17 protein-coding genes and 2 tRNA genes are annotated in these 21,165 nt (G+C 68.9%); 12 read left to right on the forward strand and 7 right to left on the reverse strand.

The window, feature by feature from the left end:
- Positions 1–411: a hypothetical protein gene (locus AB0B48_RS00490; protein ID WP_357193741.1), complete on the reverse strand. Its 411-nt coding sequence runs from the start codon at positions 409–411 to the stop codon at positions 1–3.
- An 853-nt stretch (positions 412–1,264) separates the two neighbouring features.
- Between AB0B48_RS00490 and AB0B48_RS00495 the strand changes: the two genes are divergently transcribed.
- Together AB0B48_RS00495 and AB0B48_RS00500 are read left to right on the forward strand one after the other, a co-directional pair.
- The gene (locus AB0B48_RS00495) at positions 1,265–2,476 is read left to right on the forward strand and encodes a helix-turn-helix transcriptional regulator (protein WP_357193744.1); all 1,212 of its coding nucleotides are present in this window, start codon (positions 1,265–1,267) and stop codon (positions 2,474–2,476) included.
- A gap of 491 nt (positions 2,477–2,967) precedes the next feature.
- Positions 2,968–3,108 carry a hypothetical protein gene (locus AB0B48_RS00500; RefSeq protein ID WP_355004431.1) on the forward strand — a complete coding sequence of 47 codons (141 nt, stop codon included), beginning with the start codon at positions 2,968–2,970 and terminating at the stop codon, positions 3,106–3,108.
- Positions 3,109–3,117: 9 nt separating this feature from the next.
- On the opposite strand, the gene AB0B48_RS00505 is transcribed toward AB0B48_RS00500, so the two are convergent.
- Positions 3,118–4,302, reverse strand: a complete 1,185-nt coding sequence (locus tag AB0B48_RS00505) for a low temperature requirement protein A (protein ID WP_357193748.1) — start codon at positions 4,300–4,302, stop codon at positions 3,118–3,120.
- 51 nt (positions 4,303–4,353) lie between these two features.
- Positions 4,354–4,509 carry a hypothetical protein gene (locus AB0B48_RS00510; protein WP_357193751.1) on the reverse strand — a complete coding sequence of 52 codons (156 nt, stop codon included), beginning with the start codon at positions 4,507–4,509 and terminating at the stop codon, positions 4,354–4,356.
- 143 nt (positions 4,510–4,652) lie between these two features.
- Here AB0B48_RS00510 and AB0B48_RS00515 point away from each other — a divergent pair, with 143 nt between their 5' ends.
- Positions 4,653–5,195 (forward strand): YbhB/YbcL family Raf kinase inhibitor-like protein, encoded by a 543-nt coding sequence (locus tag AB0B48_RS00515; RefSeq protein WP_357193753.1) that lies wholly within the window; start codon positions 4,653–4,655, stop codon positions 5,193–5,195.
- 157 nt (positions 5,196–5,352) lie between these two features.
- Here AB0B48_RS00515 and AB0B48_RS00520 read toward each other — a convergent pair whose 3' ends face one another.
- Positions 5,353–6,063 carry a class I SAM-dependent methyltransferase gene (locus AB0B48_RS00520; protein ID WP_357193756.1) on the reverse strand — a complete coding sequence of 237 codons (711 nt, stop codon included), beginning with the start codon at positions 6,061–6,063 and terminating at the stop codon, positions 5,353–5,355.
- A gap of 314 nt (positions 6,064–6,377) precedes the next feature.
- Between AB0B48_RS00520 and AB0B48_RS00525 the strand changes: the two genes are divergently transcribed.
- Positions 6,378–8,111, forward strand: a complete 1,734-nt coding sequence (locus AB0B48_RS00525; RefSeq protein ID WP_357193759.1) for a hypothetical protein — start codon at positions 6,378–6,380, stop codon at positions 8,109–8,111.
- Between the two features lie 21 nt (positions 8,112–8,132).
- Here AB0B48_RS00525 and AB0B48_RS00530 read toward each other — a convergent pair whose 3' ends face one another.
- On the reverse strand, positions 8,133–8,909 hold the full coding sequence (locus tag AB0B48_RS00530; RefSeq protein WP_357193762.1) for a hypothetical protein: 777 nt from the start codon (positions 8,907–8,909) through the stop codon (positions 8,133–8,135).
- Positions 8,910–9,236: 327 nt separating this feature from the next.
- On the opposite strand from AB0B48_RS00530, the gene AB0B48_RS00535 reads away from it, so the two are divergent.
- Entirely contained in the window at positions 9,237–10,766 is a 1,530-nt protein-coding gene (locus AB0B48_RS00535; RefSeq protein ID WP_357193765.1) for a peptide deformylase, read from the forward strand.
- A gap of 68 nt (positions 10,767–10,834) precedes the next feature.
- Here the strand turns inward: AB0B48_RS00535 and AB0B48_RS00540 are convergent, their stop codons facing one another.
- On the reverse strand, positions 10,835–11,950 hold the full coding sequence (locus AB0B48_RS00540; RefSeq protein WP_357193768.1) for a globin domain-containing protein: 1,116 nt from the start codon (positions 11,948–11,950) through the stop codon (positions 10,835–10,837).
- A gap of 144 nt (positions 11,951–12,094) precedes the next feature.
- Between AB0B48_RS00540 and AB0B48_RS00545 the strand changes: the two genes are divergently transcribed.
- Positions 12,095–12,865, forward strand: coding sequence for a CPBP family intramembrane glutamic endopeptidase (locus AB0B48_RS00545; RefSeq protein WP_357193771.1), 771 nt, complete (start codon positions 12,095–12,097; stop codon positions 12,863–12,865).
- Between the two features lie 4 nt (positions 12,866–12,869).
- Here the strand turns inward: AB0B48_RS00545 and AB0B48_RS00550 are convergent, their stop codons facing one another.
- Complete coding sequence (locus AB0B48_RS00550) at positions 12,870–14,186, reverse strand: hypothetical protein (protein WP_357193774.1); 1,317 nt, start codon at positions 14,184–14,186, stop codon at positions 12,870–12,872.
- Between the two features lie 239 nt (positions 14,187–14,425).
- Between AB0B48_RS00550 and AB0B48_RS00555 the strand changes: the two genes are divergently transcribed.
- The 6 genes from AB0B48_RS00555 to AB0B48_RS00580 all read left to right on the forward strand — a co-directional run bounded on the left by AB0B48_RS00555 (position 14,426) and on the right by AB0B48_RS00580 (position 21,029).
- A tRNA-Ser gene (locus tag AB0B48_RS00555) sits at positions 14,426–14,516 on the forward strand.
- A 35-nt stretch (positions 14,517–14,551) separates the two neighbouring features.
- A tRNA-Arg gene (locus AB0B48_RS00560) sits at positions 14,552–14,627 on the forward strand.
- A gap of 125 nt (positions 14,628–14,752) precedes the next feature.
- Complete coding sequence (locus AB0B48_RS00565; RefSeq protein ID WP_357193777.1) at positions 14,753–15,034, forward strand: hypothetical protein; 282 nt, start codon at positions 14,753–14,755, stop codon at positions 15,032–15,034.
- 528 nt (positions 15,035–15,562) lie between these two features.
- On the forward strand, positions 15,563–16,678 hold the full coding sequence (locus tag AB0B48_RS00570; RefSeq protein ID WP_357193779.1) for a ricin-type beta-trefoil lectin domain protein: 1,116 nt from the start codon (positions 15,563–15,565) through the stop codon (positions 16,676–16,678).
- Between the two features lie 662 nt (positions 16,679–17,340).
- Entirely contained in the window at positions 17,341–18,957 is a 1,617-nt protein-coding gene (locus AB0B48_RS00575) for a serine/threonine-protein kinase (protein WP_357193782.1), read from the forward strand.
- A 527-nt stretch (positions 18,958–19,484) separates the two neighbouring features.
- A complete protein-coding gene (locus tag AB0B48_RS00580) occupies positions 19,485–21,029 on the forward strand; it encodes a non-reducing end alpha-L-arabinofuranosidase family hydrolase (protein ID WP_357193785.1) in 1,545 nt (514 codons plus the stop codon).
- The last annotated feature ends 136 nt before the right edge of the window (positions 21,030–21,165 follow it).

Here is a 21,165-nt window from a genome sequence, read left to right on the forward strand (position 1 = left end):
CTAGCTAAAGTTTACGTTCTGCACGCCATGCCCCTGAACAGCCTGGCGGCTATTGCCGTAGCCGGCGACATGCTGCTGAACTTGGGTCGAAATTTGGGTCCCAGCTATCGCTAATGCCGCCTGCAGGTCGTTGGCCGAATCGGGATATCTCGCCAGAAAATTTTCCAACCGTGCTCTCCACGCGATCGCTAATATTGCACGTGCACTTTCAAGCTCGGCACCCGAGAGACCGTCTAGGGTTGATGCCGAATCGTCTAGGCGATATTCAATCTCTGACGTGGTGGTCGCCGTGTCTCGACGCATAACCCGCAGGACCCCGGACTTAACCGCAGTCCATGCGTCGGTGGCCATCGCTTCAGCGATAGCAGCGCCTCCAATTGATGCAAGCGCCAGCAAGCTCTCGGTCAGCATCTAACTCCGGCCTCCAGATCGTGTACTGCGGGTATACACGATGACCTAGCCAGTTTCGACACTTGGTCAGAAAGTTGTCTGCCGGCAACCGGCAGAGGAGAACGCCTGACGACGCAGCTGGGCGCGACAGGGATGCGTGCAAGTGCTTGGTCGCAGACCTCGAAAGCGTGCGAGGGCAGCAGCCGTCTCAGGTGTGTGGGCGGTAGACGGGGCGGCCGGGGGAGGGCTCGCGGGCCGCCGCAGCTACGCATGGCCGCCCGCCAGTAATCAGCGCAGCCGCTCGGCGACGCTGCTGGCGACCATGGTGGCAGTGGCGCCCACAAGCGGTGCCGCGTCGACACGCACTCAGCTCTCTCATGATCTTGCCGGTGGCCCGAGTCGCCACCGTGCCAAGAGCGAGACTGATGTTCAGCGCCTTCGGATCCATACTTCCTTCCACTTGATGCGGCGATGATCACCTCCTATGGACCAGTCGAGCCTCGCTGGTTCTAGCGCCCGCGTACGACAGAATTAGAGAGCGACACCAAGCGGTCCGAGTATCCCTATGACGTATTTGTTTCGCGTGGCGGGCGTTGCTCGCATAACGGCATGTCGGCGCGGTGAGCTTCGTGGTCTTGAAAACCGGCAAGACAGCGTTGTCTTCGCGGGTTCGAATTCCACAACCTCCGCTCACCCGGGCAGCAAAGCGCCCGTAAACAGCGCGAACGTGGGCCGCGGAGCGGGTTCGACGGGCCGAGACATACGCCCGTGACCGAGGCGCTGGGCAGGCAGCGCGGCGGGTGGGGCATCGACGCGCACCTCATTGCGGCGTACGGTCGGGGTACACGATGTACCTAATACGGCGAGGTGCCTTATGGCGGATCAGCAACCCACCCCTGGCCAGCGCGTCGAGCGGCTTCGTCGAGCCGCCGGCCTGTCTCGCGAGCAGCTTGCCGGCCTTGCCGCGCTGTCGTCGACCACCATCAAGTTCGTGGAGAACGGGCGTCGGAGCTTGACGTTGAGGGCCGCCCAGCAGATCGCGCCACACCTCGGCGTACGTGACCTTGGTGATCTGTTCGGGCCGCAGGTGACCCTGTCTCTTGACGGGCGTCCCAGCCACCCTGCCATCGGCGATGTCCGTCGCGCGCTGACCGCCTGGCACATCTCCGTCTCTGGCGAACCAGAGTCCCCCGACTACCTACGCGGCGCTGTCGACTCGGCGTGGCAGACCTGGCACACCTCCCGGCACCAACGCACTGAGGTGAGCGTCATCCTTCCCGGGCTGCTCGAATCGACTCAGCGAGCTGCCCGGCTGCACACCGGCGATGACCGGCGGGCCAGCCTCGCTCTGCTCGCCCAGGCCCATCACCTCGCGCAGGCTTACCTTGCCTGGCACGGCGACCGTGAGCTGTGCTGGCTGACCGTCGACCGCGGCATGGCTGCGGCTCTCGATGCCGATGATCCCCTCGCCATTGCCCAATCCACCTGGTACGCAGCCCATCTGCTGCGGGCGGTCGGTCGCGGCGACGAGGCGTTGGAGCGGTTGCAGGAAGCTCGCGGTCTGATCGAGCCCCGAGTCGCCGATGGCGGAAATGAGTGGGCCGAGATGCTGGCCGACCTGTACCTCTGCACTGCCTTGACGAGGGCCCGTACCGGTGACCAGGGTGCCTGGTCAGACTGGGATGCCGCTCGCCGGGTGGTCGAGCGGGCCCTGCCGGCTGGTTTCGTCGGTGTCCGCACCCGGGTTTCGCGGCCCTTGGTCGACGTGTATGCGGTGATGTGCGCCGTCGACCTGGGCGATCCTGACGAGGCGCAGCGGCGAGCGCATTCGCTCGACCCGGCGTCGATCCCGTCGACCGAACGCCGGGGTCGGCACTACGTCGAGCTTGCCCGCTCTGCCGACCTGGAAGGGGCGAGGGAGGCGACGCTTCACCTGTTGGGCCTGGCGGAATCCACCTCTCCCGAGACGGTCCGATACTCACCAGCGGCTCAGGAGTTGGCAGGCCGGCTGGCCCGGGAGGCTCCGGCGGCCATCCGAGCCGAGGCGATCCAGTTGGAGAGCCGGATCGCGGTGCCAGAGCTGTAGGGGTACCTCCTGTCGCTGGGTACGTCGCGTACCCTTCGCGCCCATCGATGCTGCTTAGCGTGTTCTCACCACTGCAATCAGTGCGCGTGGTCGTCCGGATTGACGCGACGGCCGCCGCGAATGAGACGGGAGAGCACCGCGATGATGTGGCCGTTCAACCTGCTTCGCCGGCAAGCTAGGCGACTGGCGGTTCCTGCCCCGCCGGGTGCCACCGGTCCGGCAATCCAACGAGCGGAGCAGGAAGCTGCCAGGGCCCGGCTGTTGGCTCAAGCCCGCCGCCGATCCACCGAGTATCGCAACGGCAGTATTGGCCGGTGATGGGTGAAGTCCCCACCACTGCCAGGGCAGCTGTGCAAGCCCGAGCGGCACAGGGTCAACGGGCAGCGGCTGTCTTACCGATCCGCCTCGCTGACCAGCACATCCCCCGACGACCCGAATGGGTCTGCGGTAGTTGCGAGCAGGACACTCCGTGGCCCTGCGCTCCAGCCCGGGTGCGCCTGTCCGAGGCGTACGGCCGGGATCGGATCGGGCTGTCCATGTACCTGGGCAGTCTGCACGCGGTCGTCGTCATGGAGTTGCCCGCCATCCCCGCTGGTGAACTGTTCGAGCGTTTCGTGAGCTGGGCGCGTTGAACAGCACCGTCAGGCGCTGGTAGATGCGGATCGCCTGGTCCATGCCTCGTAGCTGAGCAGGATGACGAGGAACCCGGTGAGCAGGCCCAGAGCGGCCAGGCCGGGCAGGTAACGGCCGACGGGAAGTAGCAGCAGCGCCATAGCGGGGGCGAGGAACTGCTCGGGTCGTACGCACCGGACGCTGAGTGCCAGGAACGTCGCCCGGCCCGCAAGGTACAGGGCGGCCCCGCCGAACAGCGCGACAGCCGGGATCCAGTGCAGGGTTTCGTGTGACTTCCCGTGCGCCATGCCGGCGAGCACCTCTTCGACTCCCAGCGCCACGTAGATGGTTCCGGCGAGCAGCGGGAGGTGGGCGACGCTGTAGGCGTTGCCGGCCACGAAGCCCCGGTGCAGTCCGGAGTCCGTCGTCAGTGCGTTGCCGGCGCTCGACGCGCTGGGAAAGTACAGCCAGTACAGGCAACCAGTGACAGTGAGCGTGAGCAGCGCCGCCAGCAGGGTCGGCCAGTGGATCATCTGAGTTCCGACGCCGGCGCCGACCGAGATCAGGGACTCTCCGAGCGCGATGATCACCACCAGGCCGTGCCGCTCCGCGAAGTGGCCGGGGCTGCGTACCGGCCACCCGCCCACCAGCAGGGCGAGCACTCCACCGCCCATGTCGATGATGAGCGCCGCCGCCCAGAGCAGGATCTGCGCGGTGCCGCCGAACACCGCGCCGAGGACGAGCGGGATCCAGGACAGCGCTGTGGTGAGGGCGTAGAGCCGAACGGTTCTTAGTCGCCGGGGGTCGTCCACCGACACCCAGTAGAAGAGAACGAACTGGGTCGACCGCACCACGAGGTACGCCAGCACCAGGATCAGCCGGGGTGTCCTCGTACCCCTGCCGGTTTCCCAGGCTTCGGGGAGGACCAACGCGATGAGGAAGACCGCTGCCATCGCCACGGCGATGCCGACCCGGATCAACCCGACGTCGAGCCGGACGTAGTTGCCCAGCCAGGCGTAGACGAGCCAGGAGTTCCACAGCAGCATGAGGACGAGCAGGCCCTGCACCAGGGTCACCGACGACTGTTGCTCGCTCATGAACGTGGTGACCCGGATGAGCCCGAAGACGAGCACCAGGTCGAAGAAGACCTCGAACAGCGTCGGTCGGTGATTCTCCGCGGTGACCACCGGCCGGGACCGGAAGATCCGCCACATCAGATCATCGTGTCTGTTCGTCCCGGAGGGTTCCGGCGTCCGGCCTCCCGGTCACTCCGGCGGGTCGACGGTTCGCCGCTCCCGGCGGATCGTCTCCTCGGCCAGTCGCTCGACAGCGCGTCGGCGGTCGTCGGCGATGGCTCGTTCGTCCCGGCGGCGGAACGCGGTGAGGACGGCTACCGCGAAGTCCCGCCAGATGCCGGCCACGATGTCCCCCTGCGGAACGTTGCCCGAACTCAACCGTAGCTCTGCGAAACCACAGTCGGTCAGCGCGTGCTTCCGGTCGTCGGAAGGGTCGCGGCGGGGTAAGAAGGGGCTGGTATCTCCGCACATCGGAAGGACGCGTCCCCATGACCCTGGAACGACCGATCGCCCCGGACCCGTACGAGCTGCTGCCGACGCTGCCCTCGTTCACGCTGACGAGCGACGACGTGCAGAACGGCGAGCCGATGGACGCCCGGCACGCGCATGGCAGCACCGGGGGTGAGAACGTCTCGCCGCAGCTGGCCTGGTCGGACTTTCCCGCCGAGACGAAGAGCTTCACGGTGACCTGCTACGACCCGGATGCGCCGACGGGCAGCGGTTTCTGGCACTGGGTGCTGGTGAACGTGCCGGTCAACGTCACCCAGTTGCCCACCGGGGCTGGAGGCGCGGCGGGTACCGACCTCGGCGGGGCGTTCTCGGTCCGCAACGACTACGGCGAGCAGGGGTACGGCGGGGCGGCTCCGCCGGCCGGCGACCGCCCGCACCGGTACGTCTTCGCGGTGCACGCCCTGGACGTCGACCGCCTGGACCTGACCCCGGACGCCACCCCCGCCTACGTCGGCTTCAACCTGACGTTCCACACCCTGGCCCGAGCGGTGATCCGCCCGACGTACCAGATCAAGGACTAGCCAGGCCCCTCCCAGCTCCCGCGATCTTGCACTTTCTGTCCCGTCATTCCTGACATACCAGGCACAACGACGACAGGAAGTGCAAGATCGCCGGGGCCGGGGCCGGGGCCGGGGCCGGGGCCGGGGCCGGGGCCGGGGCCGGGGCCGGGGGTCTGGGTCAGGCTGGGACGCGGGCTACGGCGAAGACGGACTGGCCGAACGGCGGGAGGACGAGCTGCTCGGCGGCCTTGGTGGCGGGCAGGACGAGGGTGTCGTACACCTTGACCATCGGGCCCTCCTTCGGCATCAGCCGGAAGACCTTGGTGGCCATGAAGTAGCCGATCAGCCCGAGCGCGTTGGCGTAGTGCATCTTCTCGATGGTCAGACCGGCCTCGGTCATCGCCGCCCCGAGCGTCTTCTTCGTGTAGCGGCGGACGTGCCCGGTGGCGATGTCGGCCGGGCCCATAGCGAACTGGAACGCGGGCACGATGATGATCACGGCACCGCCGGGTCGGACCAGGTCGCGCATGCTCTGTAGCGCGCCCACGTGGTCCTCGATGTGCTCCAGGACGTTGTACGAGACGGCCGCGCTGTAGTCGCCCCGGCCGTTGTGCGGCAGCAGCATCTGCCGGACGTCGACGTTCGGACGGTCGGCGAGGCGCTCCTTGAGCTGCAGCAGCCGGTCCGGGTCGGCCTCGGTGGCGGTGAACCGTGGCAGCCGCTCGGACCATTCCAGCGCGTAGTCACCGAGACCGCTGCCGATCTCGATCGGGTCGTCGCCGAGGTACGGCACGGCCAGTTCGATGAACCAGCGACGGTGGTTGACAGCGGTTGCCAGGCCTTCCAGCACCTCGGACTGCACGCGCTGGTCCCCAGTGATTTCTGCCATGCGTCGATTCCTCACGGTATGAACTCGACCCGTGCCTGGACCGACAGAGTGAATCATCCGCTGGGACGGCGAAAGAATCGGGGCATCGGGGTGGCCGAATTGTGGTCGGGGGGTGGGTTCGTGATCGGCGGTCGGCGAACCCGGCACATAGTACGGCAGTACCCCGAAACATGTCACGGCGCTGCCAGGCGCTGACTACCCTATGAATTGTCATGACTACTCCTGAACCGGACGTGCCCAGCGGCAACCGCAGCCCGGCCGCCGCGCCGTCGGCGGAGGGGGCTTCCGGTGCCGATCGGCCTTCCCGTAGGGGGATGTGGGCCGATCTGACCGCCGTGCTGAGCTTCGTGGTGCTCGGCTTCTGGGTCACCTGTCGACTCTGGCTGGACCCGGACAGCGATGTGCGGGACAACCAGTCGGATCAGTCGCAGTTTGAATGGATGATGGCGCACGGTGCGCGAGTAGTCACGCACTTTGCGTATCCGTTCCATTCCAATCAGATGAACGTGCCCGACGGCGTCAATCTGATGGCCAATACGTCCGTATTATCCATTTCATTGCCAATGACGCCGATCACCCTGCTGTTCGGGCCGCGAGCGTCATTTCTGATCTTTCTGACCGCCGGCATGATTGCCACCGCCACGGCCTGGTATTTCCTGCTCTCCCGGGTCCTGATCGGCAGCCGGGGGCCGGCGTGGCTTGCCGCCGGCTTCTGCGCGTTCGCGCCGGCCATGGTGTCCCACGCCAATGGGCACCCGAACATCGTGTCGCAGTTCGTCGTCCCGTTGATCATTTGGCGCACGCTACGACTCGGTGAACCGGGCCGCTGGCTGCGCAACGGGATCCTTCTCGCGCTGGTCATCGTCTGGCAGGCGTTCCTCAACCTGGAAATCCTGCTGATGACCGCGATCGGGCTCGGCGTGGTCATCGGCGTGCTCGCCCCCGGCCGCGCGGATCTACGGCCTCGGGCCCGATCCTTCCTCGCCGGGCTGGCCGTCGCCGCCGGGGTCGCCGGGCTCCTGCTCGCGTACCCCCTGTATGTCCAGTTCTTCGGGCCGGGCGCGTACTCCGGGCTGTCCCGCCTGATCCGCGGCTACTCCAGCGACGTGGCCTCGTTCCTCGCGTACTCCCGGGAGTCGCTGGCCGGTAGCGCGCGCACCGCTGCGGGCCTGGCCAAGAACCCGACCGAGGAGAACAGCTTCTTCGGGTGGGGCCTTGTGGTGCTGGTGATCGCCCTGGTCTGGTGGCTGCGCCGGTCGATCGTGGTGCTCGCGCTGGCCGCGCTCGGGTTGCTCTTCGCGGTGCTGTCGCTGGGGCGGGAGGTCCGCTTCGACAACCGGGGTACGGGTGTGCCCGGCCCCTGGGCGGCGCTGGAGAACCTGCCCATCCTGCACTCGGTGGTGCCGACACGCTGGGCGTTGGCGATCACCCCGATCATCGGGCTGCTGCTCGCCTACGGCGCCGAACGTGCCCGCGAGTTGGCCCACGCGCACCCGGCCGCTCGGGGGCAGATCCGCTTCGTCACCGCCACAGTGCTCACGATGGCCCTGTTGCCGATCGTCCCCACCCCGCTGCCCGTGGCCCGCCCCGATCCGGTCCCCAGCTTCGTGACCAGTGGGGCGTGGCGGCCGTACGTGGCCGGTGGGCGCAGTGTGGTGACCCTGCCGCTGCCGGACACCACCTACGCCGAGCCGCTGCGCTGGTCCGCGACGACCCGGCTGGACATGCCGTTGGCCCGTGGTTACTTCCTCGGCCCGGACACCCGTCCGGACGCCGATCCGCCGAAGGTCGCGTTGTTCGGTGCGACCCCCCGCCCCACCAGCAGCTTCTTCACCACCATCCGGCGCACCGGGGCGGTGCCGCCGATCACGCCGCAGAGCCGGGTCCGAGCGGTCGACGACCTGCGCTACTGGCGGGCCGGGGTGGTCATCCTCGGGCCACACGAGCACGAGACCGCGCTGCGCCGGGGCATGACCGAGTTGACTGGGATCGAACCGGTCTTCACCGGCGGCGTGTGGGTGTGGGATGTCCGGCCGTTGACCGACTGAGCGATACCGCTCCGGTCTGGCCTAGCGGACGCAGCAGCCCTGGCAGACCTTCGGGCGGGGCAGGGTGAAGGCGAGGCAGCAGGTGCGGCGCTGCACTGTCGGCTCACCGGTCGGCCCCGGCACCAGCTCGATCAGGTCGGCCAGGTCGAGTGCGCCGAGCAGGGTGTCGATGCTCTGGACCGTGGAGCCGGGCAGGGCGTCCGCAGCCCGCAGGATGCCGTGCGCGATGCCGGAGGCGACCGAGCCGAGCAGCGTCCGGGTGCCCACCCGGACCTCGGACTGGATCGCCGTGATGAGCGGTGCCAGGTGAGCGTCGAGCAGGGACGCGCGCAGCGCGGCCAGCAGCTCCGCCTCGTCGGCGACGACCCGCACCTCCGGCAGGCCGGTCAGCGCCAGCGGGTCGTTCGGCAGCACCGCCACCGTGGTGCCCCGGCGCAGGCCCATGGTGAGCAGTTGCCGATGGTCCTCGAAATGGATCAGCAGGTCGGCCGGGTCGAGCAGTGGCACCCGCCGGGCGGAGGCCCAGCCGAGCACGACCGGCAGGGCCGCCCAGTAGCTGTAGGACTTCCAGGCGAGCGCCGCGCAGGCGTGCGGGGTGCCCCCCCAGCGGACGGCCGCGCCGTTCAGCAACTCCGGCAGTCGGCTGCCATCGATCAGGGTGGTGGCGGGCGCCCAGCCGAGCTCGTCGTCGACCAGCAGGCCCCGGGCGAGGCCGGGGAGGTCGTCGGTGCCGAACATGGCCCGGAGCGCAGCGGTGACGGGGGCGAGCGGCGTGGTGGCGGCCTCGCGCCGTGGCATCACCGCTGTCACCTGAGTCGTCCCCTGTCTGTCTGACCGAGGAGTGCGCCCCGGCGGACGAACCAGTGCCGTCCTGAGCTAAGGCTAGCCTAACCAGGCCCGTGGCCGTAAGGGAAGCCTCACCTTGGTCACATCCCGGACGCCCAGGTCACCCCCGCATTCGGCGGAGTAGTGCTCCGCCTACTACCCGGAGTCGGTGCTGGGAAACGCCGTCGCACAATCGACGGCCATCGGTGAATTGTCAAGCAGTGTGTCGAAAACATGCCACTTGCGTGTGTGCTCGCGCACGGAACGTGAAAACTTATAGCCCCGGCCACGAGGAAGCTGATGACTACCTCACCCCTCGAACGGGCTGCCGACTCCTTCGCGGCCGAACTCGCCCGGCAACGGACCGGGCGCGGGCTGTCCAAGAAGCAACTGGCCGTCCTGATGGGGTTCGACCCGTCCTACGTGAGCCACGTCGAGGGGCGCCGGCACCGCCCGACCGAGGACTTCGCCCGCCGCGCGGAGGCCGTCCTGGAGGCGAGCGGCGCGATCTGGCAGCGCTTCCGGGAGTACGACGACCTTCGACACGCCCGGGCGGGTCATCCGCAGCGCGAGTCGTACCTGCCAGGCCAGTGGCTGCCACCGGGCACCGGGCTGGTCGTGGAACGGGAGCTGGCCACCCTCACCCACACCGACGACGGCTACCGGTGCGTCATCCACCGTGAGCTCTACAACGCCGGCACCGAGCCGGTCACCCGCTACCTGGTCCGGGTCGCCGTCGACCGCTACCCGAACGACCCCGGCCGCTCCAATCGGCACCACCGGGAGCACCCCCTCACCTTCGCCGAGCTGCAGATACAGGCCCGTCGAGACGACGGCGGCGGAGACCCGGAGCCGATGCACTGGCGAGCCAAGCACGATCGGGACGCGTTCAAGGAGATCTGGCTGCTCTTCGAGAACGGGGAGCGACGCTTCCCCCTCTACCCGGGCGACCGGGCCACCATCGAGTACGCGTACAGCGTCGGCCACGAGAAGTGGGGCCCCTGGTTCCAGCGGGCCGTCCGACTGCCCACCCGCCAGCTCGCCGTACGCCTGGATCTGCCCGCTGCCCTCGACCCGCAGGTCTGGGGCGTGGAGACCTCGCTCAGCGCGGAGGAGGGCCCGCTGCGGACGGCGCCGCAGCGTCACGACGAGGGCGACCGGGTGATCTACGACTGGCAGACCGACGACCCCCCGTTGAACGCCCGGTACCGGATGCAGTGGCGGTTCCGTGCCCGCCCGGACACCGAACCGGACATCGGCCCCGGCGCCGCCCGGGTCCGACCCAGCGACCGGATGCGCGGCCTCGGCATCGTGCAACGCGGAGACGACCTGCTCCGCCAGCGGGCCCGCCCGTTCGACCTGCCCGCTGAGGAACATGTCGCCCGGGACGTGGTCGACCGGCTCGTCATGGCCCTGGCCCGGCTCGACGAGCTGCACCCGTTCAGCAAGGGCGTTGGTGTCGCCGCCCCGCAGTTCGGCATCGGCCGCGCGGCGGCCGTGGTGCGGCCGCCCGACCGGTCGGCGGAGCCGGTCGTGCTGCTCAACCCGCGGGTGGTCGACGCCGACCCGGAGACCGACGAGCAGTACGAGGGCTGCCTCTCCTTCTTCGACCACCGAGGTCTGGTGCCCCGGCCGCTACGCCTTGACGTGGAACACGCCCAGTGGGACGGCAGCCGGATCATCACGTCGTTCGAATTCGGCATGGCCCGGCTGGTCGCACACGAGATCGACCACCTGGAAGGCCGGCTCTACGTCGATCGGATGGCGCCGGGCGTGCCCCTGGTGCCGGTGGAGGAGTACCGCGAGGCCGGGCGTCCCTGGCGCTACTGACCAGGAAGGGACCGGGGCGCGTGCCCCAGGGGGCAGGGGCACGCGCCCCGGTGTGGGGGGAGGAACGTCTAGAGGTCGCCGAAGGTGTCGTAGCGGATGTTCGGCGGCGGCACGTTGTCGGCGGCCAGCACCCGCAGGGTGGACCGGACCATCCGGGCGGCACCGGAGACGAAGCAGTCGTGCGTGGTCCACGGGCCGTACCGGGCCACCACCTCCGGGATCTCGCCCTGCTCGCCGTCGAAGTCCGGATCCTCGCTGCACGCCGCGGTGACCGACAACCACGGGTGTGCGGCCACCAATTCCTGCAACCCGTCCAGGCCGTACAGGTCGGCCGCCTGCCGGGCACCGTAGAAGACGTGCACCCACCGGGTCCGGTTGAAGGTGGCCAACTCCTCCACCAGCGCCTTGATCGGCGCCAGCCCGACGCCACCGGCCACGCAGAGGATGTCCCGTTCCGAGGCGCGGTCCAGGGTCATCGACCCCATCGGTGCCGCCAGGCGGAGCAGGTCACCCGGCCGCACCCGCCGCACCAGGGCACCGGACACCCAGCCGGCCCCCGGAGACCGCACATGGAACTCCAGCACGTTGTCGTCGTTCGGGGCGTTCGCCACCGAGTAGTTGCGCCACACCCGGGGGTGGTAGCGCGGCACCTCCAGGCTCACGTACTGCCCCGCCTGCCAGCGCAGCGGATGCTGCAACGCCCGGCAGGTCAGCACGGCGGTGTCCGGGCCGTACCGCTCGTGGGTCAGCACCTCGGCGTGCCAGAACGGCGGGTCGTCGTCGGAGGCGGCACCGGCCACCATCAGGGCGGCGATCGCCGCGTACGCCTCCCGCCACGCCTGGTCGTACTCCAGGTTCCAGCCGTCGCCGGCGGTGCTGCGCAGCGCGTCCAGCAGCGCGACGCCCATCGTGGCGTAGTGCCGCTCGTCGACGTGGTACTTGCGGTGGTCACGGCCCAGCGCCCGGAGGAACTCGTCGAAGCTCTCCGGGTCGTCCACCGTGTGGATCGCCGTGATGATCGCTTCGAGCAGGCGGTCGCCCTGGCCGGTCATCTGCACCGGGAAGAGTTGCCGCAGGGCGGGGTCGAGCAGGAACAGCCGAGCGTAGAAGTGACCGCTCAGCCGGACCCGGTCGTCCTCGACCAGGGCCCAGCTCTCCTTCAGCAACCGCGCGAGGTTGTCCACTGACGCTCCTTCTCCAGACGGCAACGGATCGGGCGCTCATAGAATCTCCACGGAGCGTGTCGACTGGTCGCACAGAATGTGCGATCGGCTCACGGTGGCCGGTCGGCCATGCCACCGGTGCCGTACGTCGGGCAGAGTGGTGCGGTGACCGTTGAGCTGACCCGCCCGGTGTCCCGCCGACTGCTGGGCACCGAGACGCTGCTGGTCCTCGGCCTCTCCCTCGGCCAGTCCGCGATCTACGCGGTGGTCTCGATCATCGCGAAGTTGACCGCCGACGGTCCGCTCTCCAAGCAGACCGCCTCGCTGAACACCTCGGCGTCGGCCCGCCCCTGGCTGGACCTCACCTACCAGCTGCTCGGCATCGTGTTCGCGCTGCTGCCGGTGCTTCTCGCCGTACACCTGCTCACCCGTGACCCCGGCGACCCGGCGCGGACCCTCGGCCTGGACGCCCGGCGGCCCGGCCAGGACGTGGCGCGCGGCGCCGGCCTGGCGGCGCTCATCGGCCTACCCGGGTTGGCGCTGTTCTGGGTGGCGGCCCACCTCGGTCTCAACGCCACGCTGGTGCCGGCCGCGCTGCCGGACATCTGGTGGACGGTTCCGGTGCTGATCCTCGCCGCCGTGCAGAACGCCGTGCTGGAAGAGGTGATCGTGGTCGGTTACCTGGTCACCCGGCTGCGTCAGCTCCAGTGGCGGCTGGCCGCGATCATCGCGGCCAGCGCGCTGCTGCGCGGCTCGTACCACCTCTACCAGGGCTTCGGCGCGTTTGTCGGCAACGCGATCATGGGCGTCGTGTTCAGCCTCTTCTACCTGCGCACCCGGCGGGTGATGCCGCTGATCATCGCGCACACAGTGCTCGACGTGTTCGCCTTCGTCGGCTACGCGCTGCTGCCCCGGGAGTGGTTCGACTGGCTCTGACCCGTCAGCGCCGGCCGGGTCGGTAGACGGCCACCGTCCGGGCCGCGAGCCGGTCGGCCGCCGCCGCGTCACCCAGGGCCGCCGCGAGCACCGCCGCGCCCGGCAGCAACCGGGCCACCAGTCGCAACGCCACCCAACCACCGGCCTGCGCCGTGAGCGGCGCGGCCAACCGCCAGGCCGCCTCCGCCGCCCGCGGCCACGCCCCCTCGACCGGGTCACCAGCGCTCTCGGCGGCGGCCAGAGCCGCCGCCGCGCTCGCCCGATCCGGGTGCACCTGGGTCAGCACCAGCAGGTCGACTGCCCGGTCGGGATGCGTCGGATCCTTGCCGTACGCCGCGGCCAGGTGCAGCACCAGCTCCGAGTGCGTCCACAGCACGGCCGCCAACTCGGCCAGCGGCGCGAAGAAGCCCGCCAGCGCGGCGGTCGCCCCACCAGCACCCGCCGAGCGGACGAACCGCCGGGTCGCCAACCGGGCCAGGCCGTCCGCCGAGGCGTCCGGGTACCTGTCGCGCAACCCAGCGGCCCACCCGGCCGCGCCGGGCCCGAACGTCCGCACCGCGGCAAGAGCCAACAGCTCCGGTGCGAAGCCGGGGTGGTCGAGCACGCGCGCGGCGACCGCGCGCAGCTCCGATTCCGGGCTACGCCCCAGAGCCGGCTCAACCTGCCGCACGGCGGGGTCTGCCGGGGTCAGCTGCTGCTCGGCGGGTGCCGTCCGCGGCCTGACCACGGGTTCGGGGACGGGCTTTGTCGGCGGGGTGCTCTTGGTCGGCGAGGTGCTCTTTCGTGGGGTGGCCGCGCGCCTGGTGGTCTTTGCGGCTTTGGCCGGGGCCGCTGGCGTGATGGTGCTCGCCTCGCCGGAGGTGCTCGCGGCCGTGCTGGTCTGCGCATCGGTGGAGGTCTGCGGTTCGGTTGTGCTCGCGGCCTCGGTGGTGCTCGCAGCCTTGGTGGGTTTTGCGGTGCGCTTGCGGGGCGTCGGCGTGGCCGGGGTCACCTCGGCGGGCGTGTCGGCTGCCTGCCGATGGTCAGCCCTGCGAACAGGGGCGGTCCGAGCCTTCGGCGGTGTCGATGCGAGGCCGGTTGCTGGGCTCGGTTGGTCGCCGGTCGGCTGCTCCGAGTGCTCCGGCTGCTCCGGCTGCTCGGCGTTGGTGGTCAGTTCGGCCGGCGCTCGCCGAGGCTGTCGAGGCAGGGGGCGATCCGGCTCTGGTGGTTGGAAGAGCACCGCCGGGGCGGCCTTGGCCCGTCGAGGACGCTGGCTCGCCGGAGTCGCGGCCGGCGGCGCCGCCGACTCGGGCCCCACCGTCTCGGTGGGCTCCTCTGCCACGACCGGCGGCGTGAACGTGGCCCGTGGAGAGCGCCGACGCGCTCGTTCAGCAGGCTCTCGACGGGTCGACTCGCTGGGCGGCTGCTCCTGCATATCGATGGAGCGTAGTCCCGATCACGCCCGCGCACAGCGTGGAAACACGGGGGCGGACGGACCCCGGTGGGCGTACCCCGGAAGTCGTTTTGCTCCCGGTGGGTGGTGACCTGTATCCTCGGGCGCGGTGGTCTGAGGATCACCGGGGAGACTTCGCCTAGTCTGGTCTATGGCGCCGCACTGCTAATGCGGTTGGGGTCTTAAAGCCCCTCCCGGGTTCGAATCCCGGAGTCTCCGCGCGAAAGCCAGGTGTGTATGCTGGCTGAGCACGAGCGCCCGTAGCTCAATGGATAGAGCATCTGACTACGGATCAGAAGGTTAGGGGTTCGAGTCCCTTCGGGCGCACCACTTGAGCAGGGAATATAGCCAACAGGCTATATTCCCTGCTTTCGTATGGGCGAATCGTGACGCCCGGCGCGAGATGAGTACGCGTGCGCATGGCAGGCGCTGCTGCGGCGACCAGAATTCCCTCCATGCGAACGCGAATCATGATCGCTCTGGCCGCAGTCGGCCTGGGTGGGCTGATGGCCACCACCGGTTGCTCGTTCCGGGAGGACATCTGCGCTGGTGGTGAGTATCCGGCGATCGCGGTGGGCGGGCAGGGTGGCAGCGCGTGCTTCCCGGATGGGCAGGAGCCGACCCCGCCGTACGTCCGCTATCCGGAGGGCAAGGTCCCGCAGCACGTCGACGACGAGTGGGACGTCTACTGGCGCAGCCACGGCATCGACGAGAACAACAACATCATCGATACCTGAACCGGGCACGCGGAGGGTCGTCGCCCGACGCGGGACCGGATTGCCCATCTCGTACTACCCGACTGCCGGGGTGATCGGATGATCAGCCGAAGCAGTTGGGCACCGGCGGTGAGCTGGGGGTGCAGTTCGTGGGCCGGTTGCCGCTGATGGCGGATCTTCTGGTCCACGGTGACCTGGCCGCCGTCGTTGAAGATGCCGCCGCCCCCGTTGGCCGGCTTCGTCGTGGTGGACCTTGCCGTGCCTGAGGTCCCCGACCCGATCAGTCGCTTGGTTCTTCGCGACCAGGGCGGCAAGCGGCGCGACAGCGAGTGGCAGCCGGCGACGCAGGGCGCAGGCCGCCGTCGCGCCGGCCAGGGCGCGCGGGTTTCTGACGCTTGACGTGGGCCGGATCAGCGACAAGAATTTACATGAATCGCTGTTAGCGTTAACAAACCGTCCCAGTGCTGCGGCGGCATCGTCATGTCGATGCGGCGACTGTCGCGACGGCTTGACCCCTCGGTCAGCACTGCCAGTGCAGGGGAGAAATCTATGCGAACCAGGGCAAGATGGCTCGCGGCGACCGCGGCGCTCGGTGTCGTCCTCGCCGGGGTGCTGACCTCGACCGGCCCGGCCAACGCCGAATCCAACGGCGGGGTGCGGGTGATGCCTCTCGGCGACTCCATCACCGAGGGCACGCAGGTGCCGGGCGGGTACCGCATCGGGCTCTGGCAGCGACTCGCCAACGGGCGTTACACAGTGGACTTCGTCGGGTCGCAGTTCAACGGGCCTGCCAGCCTGGGTGACCACGACCACCAAGGGCATCCCGGCTGGCGCATCGACCAGATCGACGCGAACATCGTCGGCTGGCTGAACACCCAGCGGCCGCAGACAGTTCTGCTGCACATCGGCACCAACGACATCCTCCAGAACTACAACGTGAGCACCGCGCCGAACCGGCTCTCCACCCTGATCGACCGGATCACCAGCACAGCTCCCAACGCGGAAGTGTTCGTCGCGCAGATCATTCCGCTCTCCAACAGCAACCAGAATGCGGCCGCCCGCACCTTCAACGCGGCGATCCCGGGCATCGTGCAGAGCAAGGTGAACGCCGGCAAGCGGGTACGCCTGGTCGACATGTACAGCGCACTCACCACCGCCGACCTGATCGACGGCGTCCACCCCACGGCCGGCGGTTACGACAAGATGGCCGCCCGCTGGTACAGCGCGCTTCAGGCGGTGCCCGGCAGCATCGGCGACCCGGGAAGCGGCGGCGGGCAGCAGACCACTGCGATCGTGGGTGCCCTGTCCGGCCGCTGCGTCGACGTCCCCGGCTCTTCCACCACCAACGGCACCCAGGTGCAGTTGTGGGACTGTCACGGCCGCACCAACCAGCAGTGGACCTACACGAGCAGCAAGACGTTGACCGTGTACGGCAACAAGTGCCTCGACGCCGCCGGCTACGGCACCTCGCCGGGCACCCTGGTCACCATCTACGACTGCCATGGCGGAACGAACCAGCAGTGGAACGTCAACGCCAACGGCACCATCACCGGGGTGCAGTCCGGCCTCTGCCTCGACCCGTACAACGTGGGTACGGGCAACGGCACCAAGCTCGTCCTCTGGACCTGCACCGGCCAGGCCAACCAGCAGTGGAGCCGCCGATAGCTCGTACGGTCGCAGCGGATGGTGGTCGGATCGCGGGTGATCCGACCACCGTCGCCTGCGCTGCCTCTTGGCCGTGCGGAGGGCAGCGCCCGAACGACCGTGATGTCTGTGAGTCATATTGATGACTCACAGACATCACGCTCGCCGTCGAGGGTCGTAGTACTCGGTGTCGATGGCGGTGCCCGCCCAGGTCCACCACGCGGCCAGCAGCAGGATGACGCTCTGTCCCAGTCCGCCCCAGGGGAATTCGTGGCCAACTGCATCGACAGTTGCGCGAACACGGCGACGTAGAAGACGTCGAAGAACAGCTCCAGTAGCGTCGCCCGAGCCGACGAGTCGGGGTTGCGTCGTGGGGCATCGGTGCCGGAGGCCCAGTTGTTCGGTACCGGCGGCAGCGTCCATCACTTCAAGGGCCCGAGCTGGCAGTCCGAGCGTGACGGCTCACTGATCACGGCGAAGAAGACTGCGGAGAGCCCAGGGCCTCGAAGCGGTAGGGGGCCCAGCCGCGACGAGGCGGCAGCCCCGGTGGTGGCCGACTGATGGACAGCATCGACGGGATTCGGTGGGCGGACGATAGGCTGCGGCCGGCGTCGGAGTGACCTAGGGGGACGGGTGATGGGCGGATCGGTTCGCGCTGTGGTCGCGGTCTGCGGGCATCCGGCGTGAGCGGCGGGCTCCGTCCCGGTGACCCGGCACGCCTCGGTGGGTACGAGGTGCTCGACCGGCTCGGTGACGGGGGCATGGGCAGTGTCTTCCTGGCCCGGTCGCCGCAAGGACGGCGGGTGGCGGTCAAGGTCGTCCGTGCGGACCTCTCGCACGACGAGGAGTTCCGGGGTCGGTTCCGTAGTGAGGTGAACCGCGCCCGCCAGGTTCCACCGTTCTGCACGGCCGAGGTTCTGGACGCCGACCCGGACCATGACCCGCCCTACCTGGTGGTGGAGTACGTCGAGGGCCCCAGTCTGGCCCAGGTGGTCCGGGAGCAGGGCCCGCTGGGAGGGGCGCACCTGCACGGCATCGCGGTCGGGGTGGCCACCGCGCTCACCGCCATCCACGGCGCCGGGGTGATCCATCGCGACCTCAAGCCGGCGAACGTCCTGGTCGCACCGGGTGGGATCAAGGTCATCGACTTCGGCATCGCCCGAGCCTTCGAGGCGACGAGCCAGCACACCCGGACCAACCAGATGGTCGGGACCGTCTCGTACATGGCTCCGGAGCGGTTCGACACGGCTTCCGGCCGTCCGGCCGGCCCGGCCGCGGACATCTTCGCCTGGGGGGCCCTGGTCGCCTACGCCGCAACGGGCCGCAGCCCGTTCGGGGGCGACTCCCCTACCGCGACCGCAATGCGGATCCTCACTCAACCACCGGACCTGACCGGGCTCGGTGGGCCGCTGCGGGACCTGGTCTCCCGCGCATTGGAGAAGGACCCAGCTGCCCGGCCCACGTCCCGGGAGTTGCTCGACGGGCTGTTGACCGCCGCGTCTCCGGTGGGTGCCGGCGATCCGGCCCAACTCCTGGGCGCGACGCCGCCACGTGTGTCGCCCGCTGCCGGTGGTGGTGATCAAGGCGCGCGGTCGACGCCATCTGGTCTGGCCAAGGCCGGCCGCGCGGACCCACGCCGGCGTGGCTGGCTCACCGCGTTGGGGGCGACCGCCGCGGTGGTCGCGGTGCTGGTGCCCGCTTTCCTGTTCGGTCCGCAACTGTTGAGTTGGCAGTCCAAACAGGACCGGAGCGGCTCGTCGCCGAACGGTAGCCCGGCGACGACCGGGCCGGCGGCGACGACGTCCACGCCCGCGTCGGGCAAGCCGTCCGCCTCACCGTCGGCCAGCGTGGACCCGGCCCAGGCCATGCTGGCTGGTCAGCGGCGAGTCCTGCTGCACGTGGTGGAGATCGACCGTGACCTGTCGCTGCCGTCCCACGGCGAGGTCGAGGTCGGCAACGGAACCGGCAAGGATGCGCTCTTCGTACTCGAACCAGTCGGTGTCGACTACATGATCAAATCGGTCAACCCGGAGATCGCCCACCGACCGTGCCTCGGGGTCAAGGTCGATTCGGAGGGGTACTCGGCGCTGGTCGGGGCCGACTGTCGGCCGAGCAAGGCAACGTTGTTCACGTTGTACCGTGACGGCAAGGACGACAAGGGGCGCCCCGCCTACGGCATCATCAACGACGAGTACGGCCCGGTGCAGTGGAGCCCGACCAAGAGCGAGATCTTCGTCGAGTTTCTCGGCGACGCCCCGCTGAACACGACGTTCAGCCTGGTCGATCGAGGCGCGGTCTGACTCGGGGGTGTTCCCGGCCCCCGCGGACCGGCCCACCCGGTGGGCTTTGGCTCGCATGGCGATCGGTCCTTACCGTCGCCGCGCCATCGCTCCTGCCGGCCGACCCGTCAGGCTGCATTCACCGGCACCGTCAGTGAGCCATCAGCAATGGGCAGCCGTCGATGTTAACGCGCTCGCAGGGCCTCCTCAAGGGCCTGGCGGTGGTCCTGGCCGGGGATCTGGGGCGATGCCTGCGGGAATGGGGTTCAAGTCGTCTCACCTCAAGATCCGCAGGTCGACAACGGTAGATGTTCCCAGCACGTTACGTCTTGACGAACGGCATGTTATCGCTCACAGTCGATGCCTAAGGACGACGACACCTCGGCTTTCCGGGCAAGCCTTGCTTCGTCGACCTCGAATCAGGCGTGCGCTATTGCTTGCCGGCGTCTTGTTAACGCTAACTCTCTGACGCCTGCGTGCTCGGCCACGCGTCGCGGTGCGCCCACCCTCGGGCAGGCCGTTCGGCTCTTGGTCACTGGAGGAGGATCATGTCTGCCCTCGATAGGTCTCCATCGATCGCAACGCCTTCGCGGCGGCGACGTTGGTGGTTGCCCCGCATCCTCGCCGCCAGCGCGGCGGCGTTGATGGTCGGTGGTGCCGCCGTAACGGTGGTGTCGTCACCCGCCGCTGCGGCGACTGTCGACACGAACGCGTGGTACGTGTTGGTCAACCGCAACAGCGGCAAGGCCTTGGACGTCTATAACCTGGCCACGAACGACGGGGCCCGGATCACCCAGTGGACCCGCAACAACGGCAACCAGCAGCAGTGGCAGTTCGTCGACTCCGGTGGTGGGTACTACCGGGTGAAGTCGCGGCTGTCCAACAAGGTGCTGGATGTCTCGGGCTTCTCGACCGCCAACGGCGGCAGCATCGTGCAGTGGAGCGACAACAACAGCACCAACCAGCAGTTCCGGCTTGCCGACTCGGACAGCGGCTACGTCCGGTTGATCAACCGGAACAGCAACAAGGTGATGGAGGTGCAGGGCGCCTCGACCGCCGACGGCGGCAACATCGTGCAGTACGACGACTGGAACGGCACCAACCAGCAGTGGCAGTTCGTCCGCGTCGGCGGTGGGACCGACCCCACCACGCCGCCGCCGACGACCCCGCCGCCGGGCGGCACCTGCGACCTTCCCTCGACGTACCGCTGGTCCTCCACCGGAGTGTTGGCGAACCCGAGGTCGGGTTGGGTGTCGCTGAAGGACTTCACCGTCGCCCCCTACAACGGCCAGCAACTGGTCTACGCCACCACGCACGACTTCGGGTCCAGCTGGGGTTCGATGAACTTCAGCCTGTTCTCGAACTACTCGCAGATGGGCTCGGCCAGCCAGAACGCGATGAACTCCGGCACTGTCGCGCCGTCGCTGTTCTACTTCGCGCCGCGCAACATCTGGGTGCTCGCCTACCAGTGGGGTGGGGCGGCGTTCTCGTACCGGACCTCGACCGACCCGACCAACCCGAACGGTTGGTCAGCGGCGCAGACGCTGTTCAGCGGCAGCATCACCGGCTCCGGCACCGGCCCGATCGACCAGGCGGTCATCGGTGACGGCACGAACATGTACCTGTTCTTCGCCGGTGACAACGGCAAGATCTACCGGGCCAGCATGCCGATCGGGAACTTCCCGGGCAGCTTCGGCTCCAACTACACGACCATCATGAGTGACACCACGAACAACCTGTTCGAGGCCGTGCAGGTCTACAAGCTCCAGGGCCTGAACAAGTACCTCATGATCGTCGAGGCGATCGGCTCGACGGGCCGCTACTTCCGCTCGTTCACGGCCACCAGCCTGGGTGGTACGTGGACGCCGCAGGCCGCGTCCCAGAGCAACCCGTTCGCCGGCAAGGTCAACAGCGGTGCCACCTGGACCAACGACATCAGCCACGGTGAGCTGCTGCGCACCAACGCCGACCAGACGATGACCGTTGACGCCTGCAACCTGCAACTGCTCTACCAGGGTCGTTCCCCCAGCTCCGACGGCGTCGACTACGGCCTCCTGCCGTACCGGCCGGGTCTGCTGACCCTGCAGCGCTGACCAGTCTGATCAAGCTCGACTGACCGGAACGGGGGGGGGGGGGGGGGGGCCCCCCGCCCCCCCCGCGAAGGAAGCAGGGGTTAAAACACAGCGCCAACCGCGGGGGTTTGGGGGGGCGACGGTGGGGACCTGCACA

This window comes from Micromonospora sp. NPDC049089 (assembly GCF_040648775.1).
In the GTDB taxonomy this organism is placed as follows: domain Bacteria; phylum Actinomycetota; class Actinomycetes; order Mycobacteriales; family Micromonosporaceae; genus Micromonospora.